This is a genomic window from uncultured Brachyspira sp., assembly GCF_944393015.1.
Taxonomy (GTDB): domain Bacteria; phylum Spirochaetota; class Brachyspiria; order Brachyspirales; family Brachyspiraceae; genus Brachyspira.
In genome coordinates this window covers 109,786-128,569 of record NZ_CALXYQ010000001.1, presented here as the reverse complement: position 1 = coordinate 128,569, position 18,784 = coordinate 109,786, and the positions used below count along the sequence as shown (strand labels likewise).

At 27.2% G+C, this 18,784-nt stretch carries 15 protein-coding genes; 8 read left to right on the top strand and 7 right to left on the bottom strand.

Features of this window, described 5'->3' with window-relative positions; translation table 11 throughout:
- Positions 1-38 precede the first annotated feature (38 nt).
- Positions 39-2,129 carry an elongation factor G gene (fusA, locus tag Q0K19_RS00550; protein ID WP_297244634.1) on the bottom strand — a complete coding sequence of 697 codons (2,091 nt, stop codon included), beginning with the start codon at positions 2,127-2,129 and terminating at the stop codon, positions 39-41.
- A gap of 312 nt (positions 2,130-2,441) precedes the next feature.
- Here fusA and Q0K19_RS00545 point away from each other — a divergent pair, with 312 nt between their 5' ends.
- Positions 2,442-3,764 (top strand): MATE family Na+-driven efflux transporter, encoded by a 1,323-nt coding sequence (locus Q0K19_RS00545; protein WP_297244632.1) that lies wholly within the window; start codon positions 2,442-2,444, stop codon positions 3,762-3,764.
- Between the two features lie 77 nt (positions 3,765-3,841).
- Here Q0K19_RS00545 and Q0K19_RS00540 read toward each other — a convergent pair whose 3' ends face one another.
- Entirely contained in the window at positions 3,842-5,536 is a 1,695-nt protein-coding gene (locus Q0K19_RS00540) for an amidohydrolase (protein WP_297244630.1), read from the bottom strand.
- Between the two features lie 29 nt (positions 5,537-5,565).
- Positions 5,566-5,949: a VOC family protein gene (locus Q0K19_RS00535; protein ID WP_297244628.1), complete on the bottom strand. Its 384-nt coding sequence runs from the start codon at positions 5,947-5,949 to the stop codon at positions 5,566-5,568.
- Positions 5,950-6,291: 342 nt separating this feature from the next.
- On the opposite strand from Q0K19_RS00535, the gene Q0K19_RS00530 reads away from it, so the two are divergent.
- The 6 genes from Q0K19_RS00530 (at position 6,292) to Q0K19_RS00505 (ending at position 15,160) form a co-directional block, all read left to right on the top strand.
- The gene (locus Q0K19_RS00530; RefSeq protein ID WP_297244765.1) at positions 6,292-6,513 is read left to right on the top strand and encodes a hypothetical protein; all 222 of its coding nucleotides are present in this window, start codon (positions 6,292-6,294) and stop codon (positions 6,511-6,513) included.
- A gap of 107 nt (positions 6,514-6,620) precedes the next feature.
- On the top strand, positions 6,621-10,367 hold the full coding sequence (locus tag Q0K19_RS00525; RefSeq protein ID WP_297244626.1) for a phosphoribosylformylglycinamidine synthase: 3,747 nt from the start codon (positions 6,621-6,623) through the stop codon (positions 10,365-10,367).
- Between the two features lie 83 nt (positions 10,368-10,450).
- Positions 10,451-11,257: a Cof-type HAD-IIB family hydrolase gene (locus Q0K19_RS00520; RefSeq protein ID WP_297244624.1), complete on the top strand. Its 807-nt coding sequence runs from the start codon at positions 10,451-10,453 to the stop codon at positions 11,255-11,257.
- A gap of 24 nt (positions 11,258-11,281) precedes the next feature.
- Entirely contained in the window at positions 11,282-12,064 is a 783-nt protein-coding gene (locus Q0K19_RS00515; protein ID WP_297244764.1) for a Cof-type HAD-IIB family hydrolase, read from the top strand.
- Between the two features lie 27 nt (positions 12,065-12,091).
- Positions 12,092-13,318 (top strand): M20 family metallopeptidase, encoded by a 1,227-nt coding sequence (locus Q0K19_RS00510; protein WP_297244621.1) that lies wholly within the window; start codon positions 12,092-12,094, stop codon positions 13,316-13,318.
- Positions 13,319-13,417: 99 nt separating this feature from the next.
- Entirely contained in the window at positions 13,418-15,160 is a 1,743-nt protein-coding gene (locus Q0K19_RS00505; RefSeq protein WP_297244619.1) for a sulfatase, read from the top strand.
- Between the two features lie 56 nt (positions 15,161-15,216).
- Here Q0K19_RS00505 and Q0K19_RS00500 read toward each other — a convergent pair whose 3' ends face one another.
- Complete coding sequence (locus Q0K19_RS00500) at positions 15,217-15,654, bottom strand: PepSY-like domain-containing protein (protein WP_297244617.1); 438 nt, start codon at positions 15,652-15,654, stop codon at positions 15,217-15,219.
- A 212-nt stretch (positions 15,655-15,866) separates the two neighbouring features.
- Positions 15,867-16,304 (bottom strand): PepSY-like domain-containing protein, encoded by a 438-nt coding sequence (locus Q0K19_RS00495; RefSeq protein ID WP_297244615.1) that lies wholly within the window; start codon positions 16,302-16,304, stop codon positions 15,867-15,869.
- 206 nt (positions 16,305-16,510) lie between these two features.
- Here Q0K19_RS00495 and Q0K19_RS00490 point away from each other — a divergent pair, with 206 nt between their 5' ends.
- The gene (locus Q0K19_RS00490) at positions 16,511-16,750 is read left to right on the top strand and encodes a hypothetical protein (protein WP_012671924.1); all 240 of its coding nucleotides are present in this window, start codon (positions 16,511-16,513) and stop codon (positions 16,748-16,750) included.
- A 31-nt stretch (positions 16,751-16,781) separates the two neighbouring features.
- Here Q0K19_RS00490 and Q0K19_RS00485 read toward each other — a convergent pair whose 3' ends face one another.
- Together Q0K19_RS00485 and dhaM are read right to left on the bottom strand one after the other, a co-directional pair.
- The gene (locus tag Q0K19_RS00485; protein ID WP_297244610.1) at positions 16,782-17,255 is read right to left on the bottom strand and encodes an ankyrin repeat domain-containing protein; all 474 of its coding nucleotides are present in this window, start codon (positions 17,253-17,255) and stop codon (positions 16,782-16,784) included.
- Between the two features lie 80 nt (positions 17,256-17,335).
- Positions 17,336-18,781, bottom strand: a complete 1,446-nt coding sequence (dhaM, locus tag Q0K19_RS00480; RefSeq protein WP_297244608.1) for a dihydroxyacetone kinase phosphoryl donor subunit DhaM — start codon at positions 18,779-18,781, stop codon at positions 17,336-17,338.
- Between the last annotated feature and the right edge of the window lie 3 nt (positions 18,782-18,784).

The following is an 18,784-nucleotide window of genomic DNA, read 5'->3' as shown; positions in this document are numbered from 1 at the left end:
AAAATATCAACTTTATTTTTATATACTAAACCCTAATTTTATTCTCCGCTGCCAAGCAATGCTTTTCTTTCCTCTATAACCTTATCGGCCAAAGGACCTGTAAGCTCTTGATAGTGAGAATGCTCCATTTCAAAAGTACCTCTTCCTGAAGTAGATGCTTTCATCTCTATAGAATAAGTAAGCATTTCAGATAGCGGCACTTCGGCTTTAATCATTTGTATTGTATTAGATGCTGCCTCCATACCTAAAATTTTGCCTCTTTTACCTGTAAGTTCATTCATTATAGAACCAGTAAACTCTTCAGGCACATAGACTGTAACTTTCATCACAGGCTCTAATAATACAGGGCTTGCATTTTTGAATGCTTCTTTTGCTGCCATAGAACCTGCTATTCTAAATGACAATTCGTTAGAGTCTACATCATGGTATTTACCGTCAAATAGTCTTACTTTAATATCAACCATAGGATATTTACCCAAAGGTCCTTGTGCTAATGCATCCTGTATACCTTTTTCTACTCCCGGTATATACTGTTTAGGTATAGCTCCTCCAAATATATCGTTTATAAATTCAAAACCGCCGTCACGTGGCAGAGGTGAAACTTCTAAATGAACTTCTCCAAACTGTCCGCTTCCTCCAGATTGTTTTTTATGTCTGTATTGAGCCTGAGCCTGTTTTCTTATAGTTTCTCTATAAGCTACTCTAGGAACGCTTTGTTCTATTTCGGCTTTAGTAAGAGATACTACTCTTTCTAATGCTAATTTTACCTGTAAAGCACCCATAGCTTTGATAATAGTTTCTTTAGTTTCGCTGTCATATTCTACATTAAATGTTAAATCTTCCTGAGCTATAGTATCAAGAACTTCAAGAGCTTTTATATCATTTTTCAATATTTTAATAGCTGTAAAGTATATAGGCTGAGGTACTTTAAGAGGTAGGAATTGGAATGGAGCAGATGGAACACTTATAGTATCGCCTGTTCTGCAGTCTGAAAGTTTTGCCAATACTCCTATATCTCCTGATGTAATAGTATCACTTTCTATTTGTTTTTTTCCTCTAGCCATGTATATATGGGAAACTTTTTCTTTCTTTCCTGTTCTGGAATTGTATATTTCATCTCCGCTTTTTATGCTTCCTGAACGAACTTTAAAGAATGATATTCTTCCAGCATATTGATCTATAGTAGTTTTAAATACAAATGCTGCAAAAGGATTATTATCACCTAATATAGTTCTTGTTGCAGGCTCATTAGTTAAAAGATCAGTACCATCTGTAACAGGTACATAAGAAGGAGAAGGCATATATCTGATAATAGTATCGAGTAAAGCTCCCATACCTATATCTCTTATAGATGTACCGAAAAGTATAGGTACTACTTTATATTGAAGTATAGATTTTGTTAAAGCTTCAATATATTCTTCATCTGTAAACTTTCCGCCGTCTAAATATCTTTCCATAAGTTCATCATCAACTTCGCATACTAATTCTTTTAATCTGTCGCGTGTTGCTCTGTACTCATCATAATATTCTTCAGGAATTTCTGCCTCTACAATTTTGCCGCTTTCATCTCTAAATAATGCTTTATGATAAATAACATCTATTATACCTTTAAAATCTTTACCATTACCCATAGGTATTTGTATAGGAACTACAGGAGGTTCTTTAAAGTTATTTTCGATTTTTTCTAATAAAGCTTTATGATCAACCATTTCTTTATCTATTTTATTGATAAAGACTATTCTAGGTCTTTTAAAATTATTAGCCATTTGCCAATGTTTTTCAGTTTCTATTTGTATACCGAATTCTGCATCTATAACAACAATACAAGATTCAGCTACTCTTAAAGCAGGGTTAATTTCACCGCTAAAATCACCAGACCCAGGAATGTCCAGCAAATTAATTTTATGATCGTTCCATTCTATAAAACTTAAAGAAGTTCTGATGGACATTTTTTGCTTAATTTCTTCGTCTGTATAGTCACTGACTGTAGTTCCTCTTTCGATTTCACCTTTTTTATCTATAGATTTAGCTCTATAGAGTAAGGCTTCATTCAAACTAGTTTTACCGCTTCCTACATGTCCTAGAAGTGCGACATTACGAATACTTTCTGGGTTATATATTTTTCCCATAAACATTCCTCCTTTGGTAACAGAAATTATTTTGATGATATAATAGATTATTTATTATATTATTTGATTTGTTTCTAAAGAAGCTTAAAGAATAAGCTGATTCATAGAAAACTAAGTAATGCATGATAACTCAAGTATAGTAAAAAAAATCTCAAAAATCAAATTTTATGTACTATTTTTGATATTAAATAATAATAGCTATGTTGATAATAAATACTAATTTTTATTTATTATGCTTGCTATATATTTAAAATATATTTATATATTATATTTTAATTATATAGCAATAGTAAATAAATTGGGAATAGAATTATGTATTTAAATTCATTAAAGCAAATTAATTTCAGACTTTTTATTGTTCTTATGATACAAGCCTTGATGCCTTCTATTTATTCAACATTTAGAATATATTTGCTTGACAGCTATCCCAGTGCAAGCGGTATAAATATTGCATCTCAGCAAATGTGGCTTGGAATCATATATGAGGTATTTGAAGAAGCTATAATAGCACCGCTTTTTTTCTTTTTCGGTAAGATAAAAGATAAAGATTCATTTGAAGAGAAATATATATTTATAAATAAAGTGAGAAGTTCTATATTAATAATAACTTTTATATATATAATAATGGCTTTTATTATAAATGTATTTGCCGGCAATTTAGTTACTGTTATGAAGCAGCAGACAGAACTTTATGCTCAAACTACTACGTATATAAGATTGGAATCTTTAGCTAATATTGCAATAGTATTATTTCATTTGGTAATAATAGTTCATACTGCTTTGGAAAATTATAAATCTATTTTTGTAATAACTACTATAAAGATGTTTTTAACTATCATTCTTGATATACTTTTTGTTTCTCAGTATCCTATATCATTAAATTTCGGAGTTAATGGAATAGCTTATAATAATATAATATCAAATTTAATTTCTGTAATAATAGCTTTAATACTATTAAGTAAATGCGGATATAATATTTTTGATAAAATAAAAGTTCAATTCTTATGGAATAAAAAAGTAAGTTCATTAAATGTGGTATCAGGGCTTGAATCATTTTATAGAAATTTGATTTACAGCATAGTACTTGTAAGAATGATTAATATTGTAGGGGAGCAAGGTAATTATTGGGTTGCAAATTCATTCTATTGGGCTTGGCTTTTAATCCCTATAAATCAAATAGGTACATTAATAAGAACAGATTTATCTAAAGATCATAACAGAAGCTTAAAGCCTTATGTTCTTCTTACAACTATATGCGTTCTTATATGGATAGCATTAATACCTACATATAAGTATTTTATGAAGTATATAATGAATGCTCAGAATCTTGAATCTGTTATGTCATTGATTATGATACTATTTCCTTTTTATATATTCTATGCATATTATAATATCATATCTAATTTATTGTACGCTATAGGACAGATTAAATATATGCTTTTTCAGTCTTTTATAGTTAATACTTTTTTCAATATACCATATTTTATTTTATATTTAAAAGGTGCTTATGAGATTACGCTTTTGAATATCACTTTAAGATTCGGGCTTGCCATTTTAATATCTACAGTGATTATATATATAATTTATTTTACTAAAATAAGAAAAATTTTAAAATTAGAAAAACATAATATTTGAATATAAAAAAATTACTGCATTTACTATTATAAAAATAATTAATGCAGTAATTTGTTATTTTAATTTTGTTTAATCATTTATAAAGCAGTATTTTTCGTATATAATGTTTTACCTTCTTTAATAGTTTCAATTACTTCTATATCTTTTATCTTCATAGGTTCACAGGTTAAAGGATTATCACTTAATATTACTAGATCAGCCAATTTTCCTTCTTCAATAGTTCCTTTTAAATATTCTTCTTTATTTTGATAAGCGGCATTAATAGTTATAGCCTTTAAAGCCTCATAAGGAGTAACTTTTTGATTATCTCCTAATAATACACCATTTTTTGTTATTCTATTAACTGCACACCAAATAGTTTCAAGCATATCGGGTTTTATTACTGGTGTGTCCTGATGATAAGTAAAGGCTAAATTATTGTTTAATGCTGTTTTTGATGCACTTATCTGTGAAGCTCTTTCCATACCTAAATTTTCTATATGTACATCGCCCCAATGATAAACATGTGCTACGAATATTGAAGGTATGATATTTAGATTTGACATTGATGTATATTGTTCATCTCTTATTATTTGGCTATGAACTAAAACTGCTCTGTAATTGTTAGTGGTATTTCTTCTTTGCATAACATTGCTGAATGCATTTATATACTGATCTGCTGCTGCATCTCCATTACAATGAGCCTGAAGCTGCATTTCATCATCTAATGCTTTTTCAACGTATTTTTCTACTGCTGCATTACTATATATTCCATATCCTCTGTATCTTGCTGGTCCGCTTACATAAGGCTGTTCTAGCCATGCAGTTTTTGCCTGAGGAGAGCCATCCAAAAATATTTTATAGCCTCCTATTTTAAATCTATTGCTGTACTTTCCTACCATTTCTTTATTAGTTTGTACTATAGAATCAGAATTTTTTAAATCTATAAATCCTATAATATCTATTCTAAATCTATTATTAGTTATCATATTATTTACAAGAGGAAATTCTGCAGTTGATAATAAAGCATCTTGTGCGGTTGTAATGCCGTATCCTAAATAAACATCTTCAGCCTGATTAACAAATCTCATCAAGTCTTCATCAGTTAATTCAAAATTAATACTGTTTGCATAATGTAAAAATGCAGTTTCTTCCATATATCCTGTAGGCTTTCTGCTGTCTGGATATCTCTCTATTACTCCGCCTTCTATATCCGGTGTATTTTCATCGACTCCAAACTCTTCCAATGCTTTTGAATTCATTGCTCCTACATGTCCTGAAGCATGAGTTATAAATATTGGATGAGTAGTAGAAATTTTATCTAAATCATCTCTGTTAGGATTTTTATTATCAGGAAGCAAATTATTATCATAACCAAATCCTACAACCCAAGCATCTGGGGCTAATTTATTTATTTCTATATAGTTAGTTATTCTTTGAGCTATTTCAAGTAAATTAGTAGAGCCTGTTAAATCTACTGTTGTAAGAGCCTGAGAAAATCTTATTAAATGGCTATGAGAATCTATGAATCCTGGCATTAATGTTTTACCTTGCAAATCCACTACTTCTGCATATACATTATTTACAATGCTTTTTTCATCTTCTTCTGTATAAACAACTTTCATTATTGTGTTATCTCTTATCTCTATCGCTCTTGCATAAACTGGTTCATTGCCTTGCATAGTAAGTATATTTCCATTATGATAAACTTTTATTTGATGAGTAAATTTATCATAGCAGGAAATTGATAATACAGACAAAATCATTAATAATACAAAGTATAATTTTTTCATTTTGATATCCTTTTATTTTATATATGCCTTTATATAGTTATTTCTATTCTATTATTTTCGCTGTCAAGTACAACGCTTTCATAATATCCATCGCCTGTAGTTCTAGGATATGATGCGATTTTAAATCCGTCTTTTTCTAATTCTTCTGTGAGGCTGTCTACTTTTTCTTTGCTTCCTACTGATATTGAAATATGAGCAAAACCGTACATTTCATCATTTGTATTTCTTTCTTTTATATCTTTTCTAGTCATAATCTCTAATCTGCAGTCATCTTCAAATTTTAGAAAATATGATTCAAACCCTTTTTTCTCATTAACATATTTATCATTGCATGTACAATTAAAATATTTGATATAAAAATTTTTAATATTCTCTAAATCTTTAACCCAAACGGCAATATGAGCTATTTTCATTTTATAACCTCGCATGATAAAATTTATGTTGATATTATAACATTAATGTAAAAATTAAAAACAATTATTATCTGCTTATATATGTAATAATATAAAAAATAATGAACTATAAATAAAAAATATCAAAATGTTATTGTTTGTAGTATTTTTTAATAAATATATACCTAAACAACTATATTTTGTCACTGCGAGCCGCAGCACCGCCCCGCACGGTATTGTTTATTCTTATTGAATGTCAACTATATGTGCGGCTGATTACTCATTATTGTACAAAAATTAATAATTTATCTTACAGATAAAACATATTTAAGCAATACAAAATAATATTTTATATTATAAAAAATATTATTTACATTCATAAAAAATCAAAAATTGACAAAATATAGTTGTTTTGGTGTATACTACATTGTTATTAAAAAGAATAATTTAAATATTAAAGGCTGTTTTATATATATGCCTTATATAACAGAACAAATACTTGATAAGCCAAACAATACATATATGACTAAAGATATGATAGTACATACTCTTGAAATAATAATAAAAACTTCTGTATTATATTAAGTGAAATATTTTATAAGCTTTAAAGTTATATTATAAAAAGTATTGATATAATAATCATTACATATATAATCATTATATTAAAAATTTAAAATTAGGAAATTATATCAATGAACTATCGTATTTTCATCGAAAAAAAAGACGGCTTTAATTTGGAAGCTAAAAGATTAGAAAATCAATTAAAAGAGAATTTCAAAATAAAATGTAATGTAAGACTTCTCAATGTTTATGATATTTTTAATATTGAAGAAAGTCAGTTAAATAATTCAATTAAAGTAATATTTTCAGAACCTCCTACTGATAAGATTGTTGAAAAAAAAGATTTTGATGGTTTAAAATATTTTGCTGTAGAATATTTACCAGGACAATTCGATCAAAGAGCAGATTCAGCATTACAATGTTTGAAGCTTATTTATAATGATATAAAAGATGTAACTATAGTAAGCGGAAAAGTTGTTATTTTTGAAGGCAATATAGATGACAGTACAATAGAAAAAATAAAAAAATTCTATATTAACCCAGTAGAAAGCAGAGAAAAAGATTTAAGCAAATTAGAAATAGAACCTCATCAAAAAGCTGATGATATTAAAGATGTAGAAAATTTCATTAATTTAAATATAGATGAACTTCATAAATACAGAGATACTCTTGATTTGGCAATGACTTATAAAGATATAGAGTTCGTACAGAATTATTTCAAAAATGAAGAGAAAAGAAACCCAACAGAAACAGAAATAAAAGTACTCGATACATATTGGTCAGACCATTGCCGCCATACAACATTTATGACAAAGATTAATGATGTAAAATTAGAGAATGATAAAAGTAATTTTTCAGAAGTTATACTCAATGCTATTAATAGATATTATAGTATGAGAAAAGAGCTTTACGGTGAAGATGTTGACAGTAAAAGAGATATTAATTTAATGGACATGGCAACAGTATCTGCTAAATATATAAAGAAAAAAGGAAAACTTGAAGATTTAGAAATTTCAGATGAAATAAATGCATGTTCTATTTATATAGATGTTGACGCCATTGATGAGAACGGAAAAAATAAAACAGAAAAATATTTATTAATGTTTAAAAATGAAACTCATAATCACCCTACAGAGATCGAACCTTTCGGAGGTGCTTCTACATGTTTAGGCGGAGCTATAAGAGATCCGCTTTCAGGAAGAAGCTATGTATATCAGGCTATAAGAGTTACAGGAAGTGCTAATCCATTAGAAAAATTGGAAGATACTTTAGCCGGAAAACTTCCTCAAAAGAAAATTACTACCACTGCAGCAGCAGGATATTCTTCTTACGGTAACCAAATAGGGCTTACAACTTGTTTGGTTAATGAAATATATGATGAAGGATATAAGGCAAAAAGACTTGAAGTAGGTGCTGTTGTAGGTGCTGTTCCTGTAAATTATGTAAGAAGAGAAAAGCCTAAAGCTGGCGATATAGTTATAGTGCTTGGAGGAAGAACAGGAAGAGATGGATGCGGCGGTGCTACTGGTTCATCAAAAAGCCATACTGATACATCTTTAAGACTTTGCGGTGCTGAAGTACAAAAAGGTAATGCCCCAGAAGAGAGAAAGATTCAAAGATTATTCAGAAATAAAGAAGTTACTAAATTAATAAAAAAATGTAATGACTTTGGTGCGGGCGGTGTTTCCGTTGCTATAGGTGAATTATCAGACGGAATTGACATTAATCTTGATGTTTTGCCTGTTAAATATTTAGGTTTGAATGGTACTGAACTTGCAATATCAGAATCTCAGGAAAGAATGGCTGTTGTTGTTGAAAGTAAGGATGCAGATGCATTTATAAAACTTGCCAATGAAGAGAATATTGAAGCTACAAAAGTTGCTACTATAACAGATACTAATAGACTTGTAATGTATTTGAAAGGCAAAAAAATTGTAGATATAAGCCGTAAGTTTTTAGATACTAACGGAGCTAAACAGGAAACTAATGCAGTACTTAAAGATATTAATTTTGAAAATAATCCTTTCAGCACAAAGAATGCATGTTCTTTAACATCTCATTGGTTTAATATGATAGAAGATTTGAATGTCGCTTCTCAAAAGGGACTTATTGAAATGTTCGATTCATCAATAGGAGCAACAACTGTATTAATGCCTTTTGGCGGAAAATACCAAATGACTCCAAGCGATGTAAGCATTCAAAAAATACCTATATTTGATAATAATGCTAAAGAAATAAATACTGCTTCTGCTATATCTTGGGGTTATAATCCTTCTATAATGAAATGGTCAGAGTTTCATGGCGGTATATATTCTGTAATAGAATCAATGTCAAAACTAGTTTCTATAGGCGTTGATTATAAAAATATAAGATTATCATTTCAAGAATATTTTGAGAAATTAGGTAATGATGCTAAAAAATGGGGTAAAGTTTATTCTGCATTGCTTGGTACAATATATGCACAAACTGAATTTGATATACCAGCTATAGGCGGTAAAGACTCTATGAGCGGTACTTTTAATAATATATCAGTGCCTTCAACTTTAATATCATTTGCAGTATCAACTGTAAACTCTAAAGATGTTATATCTCCTGAGTTCAAATCAGCTAATAATTATGTTTACTTAATAAAACATAACATGTTAGAAAATTACATGCCAAATGTTGCTGAAATAAAAGAGAACTTTGACTTTATATATAAAAACATAAAAGACAAAAAAATATTATCAGCTTATACTATTAAATTCGGAGGTATTGCTGAAGCTTTAACAAAGATGTCTTTCGGAAACAGAATAGGCGTTGATATAAAAGATGAGCTTTATTTCTTTAATTTGATGCCTGCTTCATTTATAGTAGAAACTAAAGAAGAATTAAATTATAAAAATGCTGTACTAATAGGAAAAACTATCAATGAATATAAAATAAAAGTATGCGGTGAAACTGTAGATTTAGAAGAAATAGAAAAATTATGGCTTGATAAATTATCTCCGATATTCCCTTATAAAACTTATGAAGATATAGAAACTTATCCATTGGCTGAGTACAAAAGAGAAGCACCATTTATATGCAAAAACAAAACAGCTAAGCCTAATGTTTTAATAGCTGCATTCTTAGGTACTAACTGCGAATATGATACTCAAAAAGCATTCTCTGATGCAGGAGCAAACACAGATATTTTTGTATTTAGAAACATAAAGTCAGAATACATAAAAGAATCCATTGAAGAGATGTCTAAAAAAATTGATAACTCTCAAATATTTATGATACCCGGAGGATTCAGTGCTGCAGATGAGCCTGAAGGTTCCGGAAAGTTTATTTCTGCAATACTTACAAATGAAAAAATAAAAAATTCTATACATAAATTATTAGAACGTGACGGACTTGTTTTGGGTATATGTAATGGTTTCCAAGCATTAATAAAATCAGGTTTACTTCCTTATGGAAAAATAGGAAACATTACAGAAAACTCTCCAACTCTTACATTCAATAAAATAGGAAGACATATTTCCCAAATGGTAACAACAAAGGTGGTATCAAATAATTCTCCTTGGCTTTATAATATACCAGTGGGAAGCGAATTAGTTGTTCCTGTTTCTCATGGTGAGGGAAGATTCTTCGCCGATGATAATACAATAAAAGAGTTAATCAAAAAAGGACAAATTGCTACTCAATATGTTAATTTAGAATCAAAGCCTACTAATGAGTTCAGATTCAATCCTAATGGTTCAGTTTATGCTATTGAAGGTATAATTTCAGAGGACGGAAAAGTATTGGGTAAAATGGGACATAGTGAAAGATACGGAAACAATTTATACAAAAACATCATTACAAAAGATATTTATAACATATTTGAAAATGGTGTAAAATATTTTAAATAAAAATATTATATTATAAACAAGTATGCTTATATATTTAAGTATACTTGTTTTATTTTTAAATAAAAAGATTATAAGGATGAGTAATGAATATATCAAAAGAAAAAATAAAATTAATAGCTACAGATTTAGACGGTACTTTACTAAATAACAATAAAGAAATTTCAAAATTCAATCAAGAAATATTAAAAACACTTATTAAAGATTATAATGTTCAATTAATATTATCAAGCGGACGTCCTTATGAAGGAGTAAAAAGCTATAATAAAATTTTAGAAAATAATAATTATTCTATTATTTTTAACGGAGCTTCTATAGTTGATAATAGCGGAAAAATTATATATAAACAAACCGTTGAAGAAAATTATGCCAAAACAATAATAAAATTATCAGAAAAATATGATGTGTGTGTTCATGTTTATGATAATGGTAAATATATAGTATCAAAAGAAGATTTTCCTATAAAATCTTATGTGCAAAAAGAACAAACTATTGAACCTATTATAGGACTTGAAAATATTGAAACTTATAGATTTGATAAAATGCTTATTTTAGGTAAAAGAGATATTTTAAATAAACTTTATAAAGAGATATCAGAAAATACTGATGTTCATTCTTCTTTTTCTGGGGAATTGTCTTTGGAAATAACATCTAAAATTGGAAATAAAGGAAAATCATTAGAGTGGATTTGTAATAATAAAGGAATAAGTTCTGATAATATTATAGCTTTCGGCGATAATTTTAATGATATTGAAATGATTGAATATGCTGGTATTGGAGTTGCTATGGCTAATGCAGAAGAAGAATTAAAACAAAAATCTGATTATATAGCTCTTTCAAATGAAGAAGATGGAGTAGGAAATTTTCTAAAAAATATTTTTAAATTAGGATAAATTATGAATATTGAAAGATAACAAATAAAATTAATAGCTACAGATTTAGACGGTACTTTACTTAATAATAAAAAAGAAATAGGAAATTATACTAAAGATATATTAAAAACTCTTATTAATGATTATAAAATAGAACTTGTACTATCAAGCGGAAGAGGATTTGACGGAGTAAAAAAATATAATGATATTTTAGGTAATAGTAATTATTCTATTGTTATGAATGGCTCTAATATTATAGATGCCGATGGAAATATTTTATACAGAAAAAGACTGGAAGAATATATATCAAAAGGCATTATCAAATTATCAGAAAAATATGATGTATGTGTGCATTTTTTTGATGATCTAAAGTATATAGTATCAAGAGATGACTTTTATTTAAAATCATATATACAAATTGAAAAAACAAGAGAAATTACAGTCGGCATAGAAAATATCGAAGATTATAGATTTGATAAAATAATCATTTTTGGAAATAGAGAAATTCTAAATAAATTAAAAATTGATATAGATTCTAATTTTGATGTCAATTCTTGTTTTTCAGGAGAAACATTATTAGAAGTAATATGTAAAGATGTAAGTAAAGGCAATTCTTTAAAATGGATTTGTAATAAAAAGGGTATAGATATAAAAAATACAATTGCTTTTGGCGATAATTTGAATGATATTGAAATGATTGAATATGCTGGTATTGGTGTTGCTATGGATAATGCAGAAGAAGAAGTAAAAAGAAAGGCTGATTATATTGCTCTTTCAAATGAAGAAGATGGAGTAGGTAAGTTTTTAAGAGGTATTTTTTCAATATAATAAATTAATTAGTAAAAAAGTTATATTATGAAAGAATTGGATTTAATAAAAAATAAAATAAAAAGCATTAAAAAAGAATTGATAAATATAAGAGAGGATATACATTCTCATCCTGAATTATCGAATGAAGAGTTTAGAACTATGGATATAGTATCTAAATATTTAACATTTCATAATATAAAGCATAGAACAAAAGTGGCAGGTACAGGCATTATAGCTGATATTGAAGGCATTGATAAAAGTTTTACTGTTGCTTTTAGGGCAGATATTGATGCACTTCCTATAGAGGATTTAAAATATTGTGATTATTCTTCTAAAAATAAAGGTATTTGTCATGCTTGCGGACATGATGTGCATACAGCTATTAATATGGGTATAGCAAATATATTTTCAAATAATAATGACAATAAAGAAAAAATTATACCTCCTTGTAATGTGAGATTAATATTTCAGCCTGCGGAAGAAACTACAGGCGGGGCTTTACGCATGATAAAAGAGAATGCCTTAGAAAATGTTAATGTTATATATGGGCTTCATGTTTCATCTAATGCTGATATTGGATATATACAGATAAATGATAATATAGTTAATGCAAGCTGCCTAGATTTTATAATAAAAGTTTATGGGAAAAGCAGTCATGGTGCTAATCCTGCAGGCGGTGTGGATGCTATAGTTATTGCATCAAAAATAATAAATGATTTACAAACTGTAATAAGCAGGAATATAGCTGCAGAGGATAGTGCAGTCATTACAGTGGGGACAATTCATGGAGGAACAGCTACAAATATAATATGCGATTATGTTGAAATCACAGGTACTATAAGAGCTTTAAAAGAAAGCATTATGAATAAGGTAAAGTCAAGAATAAAAAAGATTATAAAGTTTACAGCTAATTCTTTTGATGGAGATGCTGAGTTTATAGAAACTGTTTATTTTGCATCTCTTGTGAATTGGAAAGATGCATCTAATATTGTAAGAGATAATGCTTTTGAGTTTTTGGGTGAAAATAAAATATTAGAATTAAATCCTTCTTTAGGTGCTGAAGATTTTTCTTTTTTTGTTCAGAACAAACCCGGAGCATTTTTTTATGTAGGTTCAAGAAATGAAAAGAAAGGAATAACTCATAAAGCACATAATGGATTATTCGATGTAGATGAAAACTGTATAGAAATAGGATTGATGCTTCAGATAATGAATCTTTATAAAAGTTACTCAAAAAAAGATTTATTTTATATAGGAAAGGAAAGAAATTAATTATTGTGTATTTTTCATATAATAAAAAATAATTGTATAAAAAAATATATATTATATAATATTTAGTTGATATTTTAATTTTTTAAAATGGACTTATTTATGAAAAATATAAAATTAAAAAATAATAGCTTTTATTTAATTTCTTTATTATTAATAGTTTTGCTTTATTATTCTATAACTCAGTTATTATTTCCAATGTTTTCAGTAATGAAAATGAATTTCAGTATTATTGACATATTGTATATTTATTTATTTTCTATAATATCATATATACTATCTGATAAAAATAATTATATTTCTTACTTTTTTATAATAGTTGCAGTATTTTCTTTTTTTGCCATAGAGCCGCTTGGAATTACTATAGAAGCTAAGCCTTTATTCTTTACTGATATGCCGGATTTATATCCTTCACTTATAGAAGTACTTCCTCTATATATGAAAATCATAACGATATTTGCAACAACTTTATATTTCGGACTTTTGTTTGCTTATGCTTTGTATTTTATATATAGATTGATTAGGATGTATATGGTAAATGTTAAGAAAGCTGTTATAATGACTTTAATAGTTGCTGCTGTAACTTATATATCATTTTTTAGAAATGTAAAAATGGATTCTATATATGTTGATTATATTAATATAGCGAATAAGTATGGAATCATTAATACTATAAGTTATAGAATTTCTTATGATAAATTTATGAAAGTAGATTCAGATATAGAAAGCGTACAAGAAGCAGTTAATATATTAAAAGAAGCACAGAGTAAAAGAGATATATCGCATTTAATGCTTTCTTATGATTGCGATAAAAAGAGAGATGTATTTGTAATATTTTTAGAATCTTTTTATGATTATGAACATTTTCTGCCTTTGATGGATAAAGACCCTTTTCCTAAAGAATATAGAGAATGGGCAAGCAATTCCACTAAAGTAGGACCTAATGATGGTTATGGAAGTTTATTCGCTAGAACTTCAGGACTTACAGGAACTTCTCCTATATTTCCTAAAAAACAAAAAACTCCTATATATACAGCTTTGCCTTATTTAATGAAAGAAAATGGGTATCATACTATAGCTTTAGAGGAATCGGATGTAACATATTATCTTGATGCATTGTTTCCTAATATAGGTATAGATGAAGTTGTATTTAAATTGGGACTTACAAATATAAAAAATTATATAAAGACTAATGATTTTGATAAGCCTATATTTGTAACAGGATTTACATTTATGGGGCATGCCGGAAGCCATGTTGAAAATGATTTAGATGTATACGAAAATAATAAAAGCTTTATGGATAAAATAGATAAAAGAGATATTCCTGTATTGGTTGAAACAATGGAGAATTCGGCATTAACTGCTAAGGATATAATAGATACAAAAAATATTATATTAGAAAAATATCCTGATGCTTTAATAATATTTAAACATGATCATTTGTATCCATATTTAAAAACTATAATACATAATTCAAATATAGATCATTCAATAAAAGAATGTTTCTTTAATTCTTATGATATTTCCCCTTTGCTAATATGGAATGGTACTAATGGATATTATAAATTTGAAGAGAATGGATTTCCTCCAGAGAATATACCTATGTTTGTTGCTGTAAATACATGTGCTAATTATACAAATTCTATAATATCATTATTATATAAAGATAAAACAGACGGTATCATCAGATTTTATAATGCCTTTTATACTAATGACAATGGAAAACTAATTAGGCTTGAAATGGATAGAAACAGTTTATCGTATAAGCAGAATAATGCTCAAAGAATATTATCTCAGGATTTATTCAGAGGAGAAAAATATTTTTATGAATGTATAAATAATTGATTTATTATAAAAATAAGGACTGACAAATAATTGCCAGCCCTTATTATTATTTGCTATTAGTCTAATTTATCTCCTACAATTTTACCATTGTTATCAACATAAACTTCTCTGTTATTACCTAATTTTAATTTGTAGCTTAAATATTCTTTGCTTATTTCTAATACAGGTATTTGAGGGTATTTTGCTTCTACAGTTTTTATAATATTAGAAGGTATAAATTTTGTATTTATCGGCTGATTATTTCCAGATACATCAGTCCAATTTCCTTGTTTGTCAAAATCAATTTCTACACCGCTAGCTAATTCTACTTTGTATGATTGTCTATCCTGTTCGGCATAAACTATTTTGTCATTTGGAAAATTAGTTTTTACAAAGTCCTGTGCATTTTTTGGAAGCTGATTTGCTTGTATTGCTATGTCAGCAGCAAAAGCACTAACTACAGACAATATCATTATAGATGCTGCTAAAATAATTTGTTTGAAATGTTTTCTCATAAAATAACTCCTTTTATTTTTTGTTATACTTATATGATAGTACATAAAAGATTTATTGTCAAGTTATTTTACAATATTGTTAAATAAAATTTACTTAAAATATTAAAAAGTAAATAAAAAGTAAATATTTTTATATTCTGTAAATAAATTTTAATAAATAAAAAAGCCGGCATATATGAATATACCGGCTTTTTTGATGATTTTTTATGCTATTAATCTAATTTATCGCCTGTTATTTGTCCGTTATTAGATACATAAACTTCTCTGTTATTTGCTAATTTTAATTTATAGCTATTATATTCTTTGCTTATTTCTAGAACTTCAATTTGAGGATATTTTGCTTGTACACTCTTTAATACTGCTGTAGGTATAAACTGAGTAGGTATAGGTCTGTTATTTCCAGATACATCAGTCCAATTTCCTTGTCTGTCAAAATCAATTTCTACACCGCTAGCCAATTCTACTTTATATGATTGTCTGTCCTGTTCTGCATAAACTATTTGATCATTTGGAAAATTAGTTTTCACAAAAGTTTGAGCATTTTTAGGTAATTGATTAGCTTGTATAGGCATATCCTCTGCTGTTAAAACTAAACTTGAAATCATCATTAAAGATGCTATAGAGATGAAAAGTTTTAATTTTTTTGTCATACGCTTCTCCTATTTTTGAAATCCTTTTGTAATATTAAAACTTATATATTTTTTTTATGTAAAATATTATTTATAAACAATATTATTTTTTTTACAATTTTAAATAAATTTTGATTATAATTTTATAAAAAATAATTTACAAAAAAAATATTGACTTTTTGTAAAAAAATATTAAATTCTTTTAAGATACAGTAAAAGGAGGAACTATGGCTCATAACATTATAGATGGATATAGAAAAATAGAAGGTAATTATCCAACCTATAGAGAATATTTAATACATTTCTACTGCAAAGATTGTTCTAATTTTTGGGCAGTAGATGATAAAGAAATTAATATATCAGAAGATGATGATATTTCTCAAATTGATGATATAATTGAAGATTCAGTATCACATTGTCCGATATGCGGATCTACAAATATAACAAGGAGCAATAATAATAATTAATAAATAGAATTTTAATATTAGAGAAGGTATTTTATATATCTTCTCTTTTATTTTCTATAAACTCGGCAATTTCTTTGCATCCTAAATCTTGAGCTATATTAAGTGCATCTTTATTATCTTCATTTTTTATTCTTAAATCTGCACCATTTTCTATAAGCATTTGAGAGGCTTTAATATTATTGTTTTTTACGGCTATTATTAAAGCAGTATCTCCTCTTACATCTATATCATTTAGATTAGCACCGTTTTTGATAAGATATTCAATAGTTTCTATAGCCCCATCTTCAGCGGCATACATTAAAGGAGTTTTATTGCTGAAGTCTTTGGAATTAATATTAACACCAGATGCTATTAATCTCTTAATTTTTGAAAGATCACCGTATAAACAAGCTATATGTATATTTTCTGAACTTTCTATTTTGATATTTTTAGTTATTTTTTTCATAATAGGCCATAATATTACTATAGCTACTATTACAACTATGATGATAGTATTGAAATTCATTGTCTTTTCCAAATTTTATATAAAATTATATACCCGTAATATGTTTATAAAACAATATAAAATTATTATAGTAAAAGCTATTATTTTTTTAAATAAATAATTTTACCTTCCTCATTTTTAGTATCTATAACTATATCTTTTCCTTTCAACTGCATAGCAGAGTCATATATAACATAAGGTATATTTAACGATTTTAAAAGTATAGCAGCATGAGATACAGCACTTCCATTGATAGAAATTACACCTTTTATATTTTGTCCTATCTCTGTTACAATAGAAGCATATATATTATCTACTATCAATATTACATCATCTTCTTCGGGCATATCAATTTTTATATCTAATAAATATTTTAAAACTTGATAAAGTATATCTTCTATATCATATTTTCTTTCTTTTATGTATCCATCATCTAAAGAGTCAAAACTTTTGAATATATTTCTCATTACTTTATTGTATGAATAAGCTGCAGAATATTTTTTATTATCTATTAAATCATATACTTCTTTTAAAACATAATCATCAAAAAGCATTGATATGTAAGTTTCAAAAATAAGATATTCATTATTTTGAAGATTTTTTTCTTCTATAATTGTTTTTTGTTCTAAAAGGTCTTTTTTAACATTTTCTATTGATTGATTAAATTTATCTTTTTCAACCTGTGTATCTTTTATATATTCTTTTTTTACATTGATACCAAAATACATATAAGTGGCTTTACCGCTTACATGTCCATCTGAAACTACAATGGCATTATTATCAATATTTTTTTGCTGAAGAGTTTTCTTTTTAGTTTCAAATTTTCCATTCACTAAATATTCAAATCTTTCTAAAACTTGATCAGCATCAGGACCTTTTGCATATATTTCCATTACATCGCCATATTCTATATTTAATAATGTTACTTTAGTGATACTATCAGCAGATACAGGAGGTTTATGTTTAGTTTTATTAGAAATATAAACTTCACTTTTTGAATTAGCTATTAAATTAATAAACATAAAAACAGGTCTTGCATGAAAACCATTTTCTAATAATATCTTATATTCTCCTTTTACATAATCTTTGAATTCTATATCATCTAATGCTTCATTGTTTATAGTATAATCAACTTTATCTTTAACATAAGATATTTTTGGAGTTAAACTTTCAAGAGATTCATTAATAACCTCGTCTATATTTTTACCCAATGAAGACTGTATTGCAGCATTTATTCCGCCTTCTATAAAAGGTGCTGAAGTAATTCTTACATTTGCTGATTTTTCTTCATCAAGCATAGATATTGCAAGTTCAGAACTTATCAAAGCACTTCCTAAATCGCAAAATATTATAACTCCGTCATCGGAATATACTCTTTCTATAGCATTAAAAACATCAACCGCATCCGTACCAATTTCTTTATGATCATCACCAGTTCCGCCTGAAAATGATATATCCACATTATTGATATTAGTAACTTCTTTTATGTATTCTGCTGCAATTTTAGCAAGTTTATAACTATGTGAAACAAATATTAAACTAACCACATT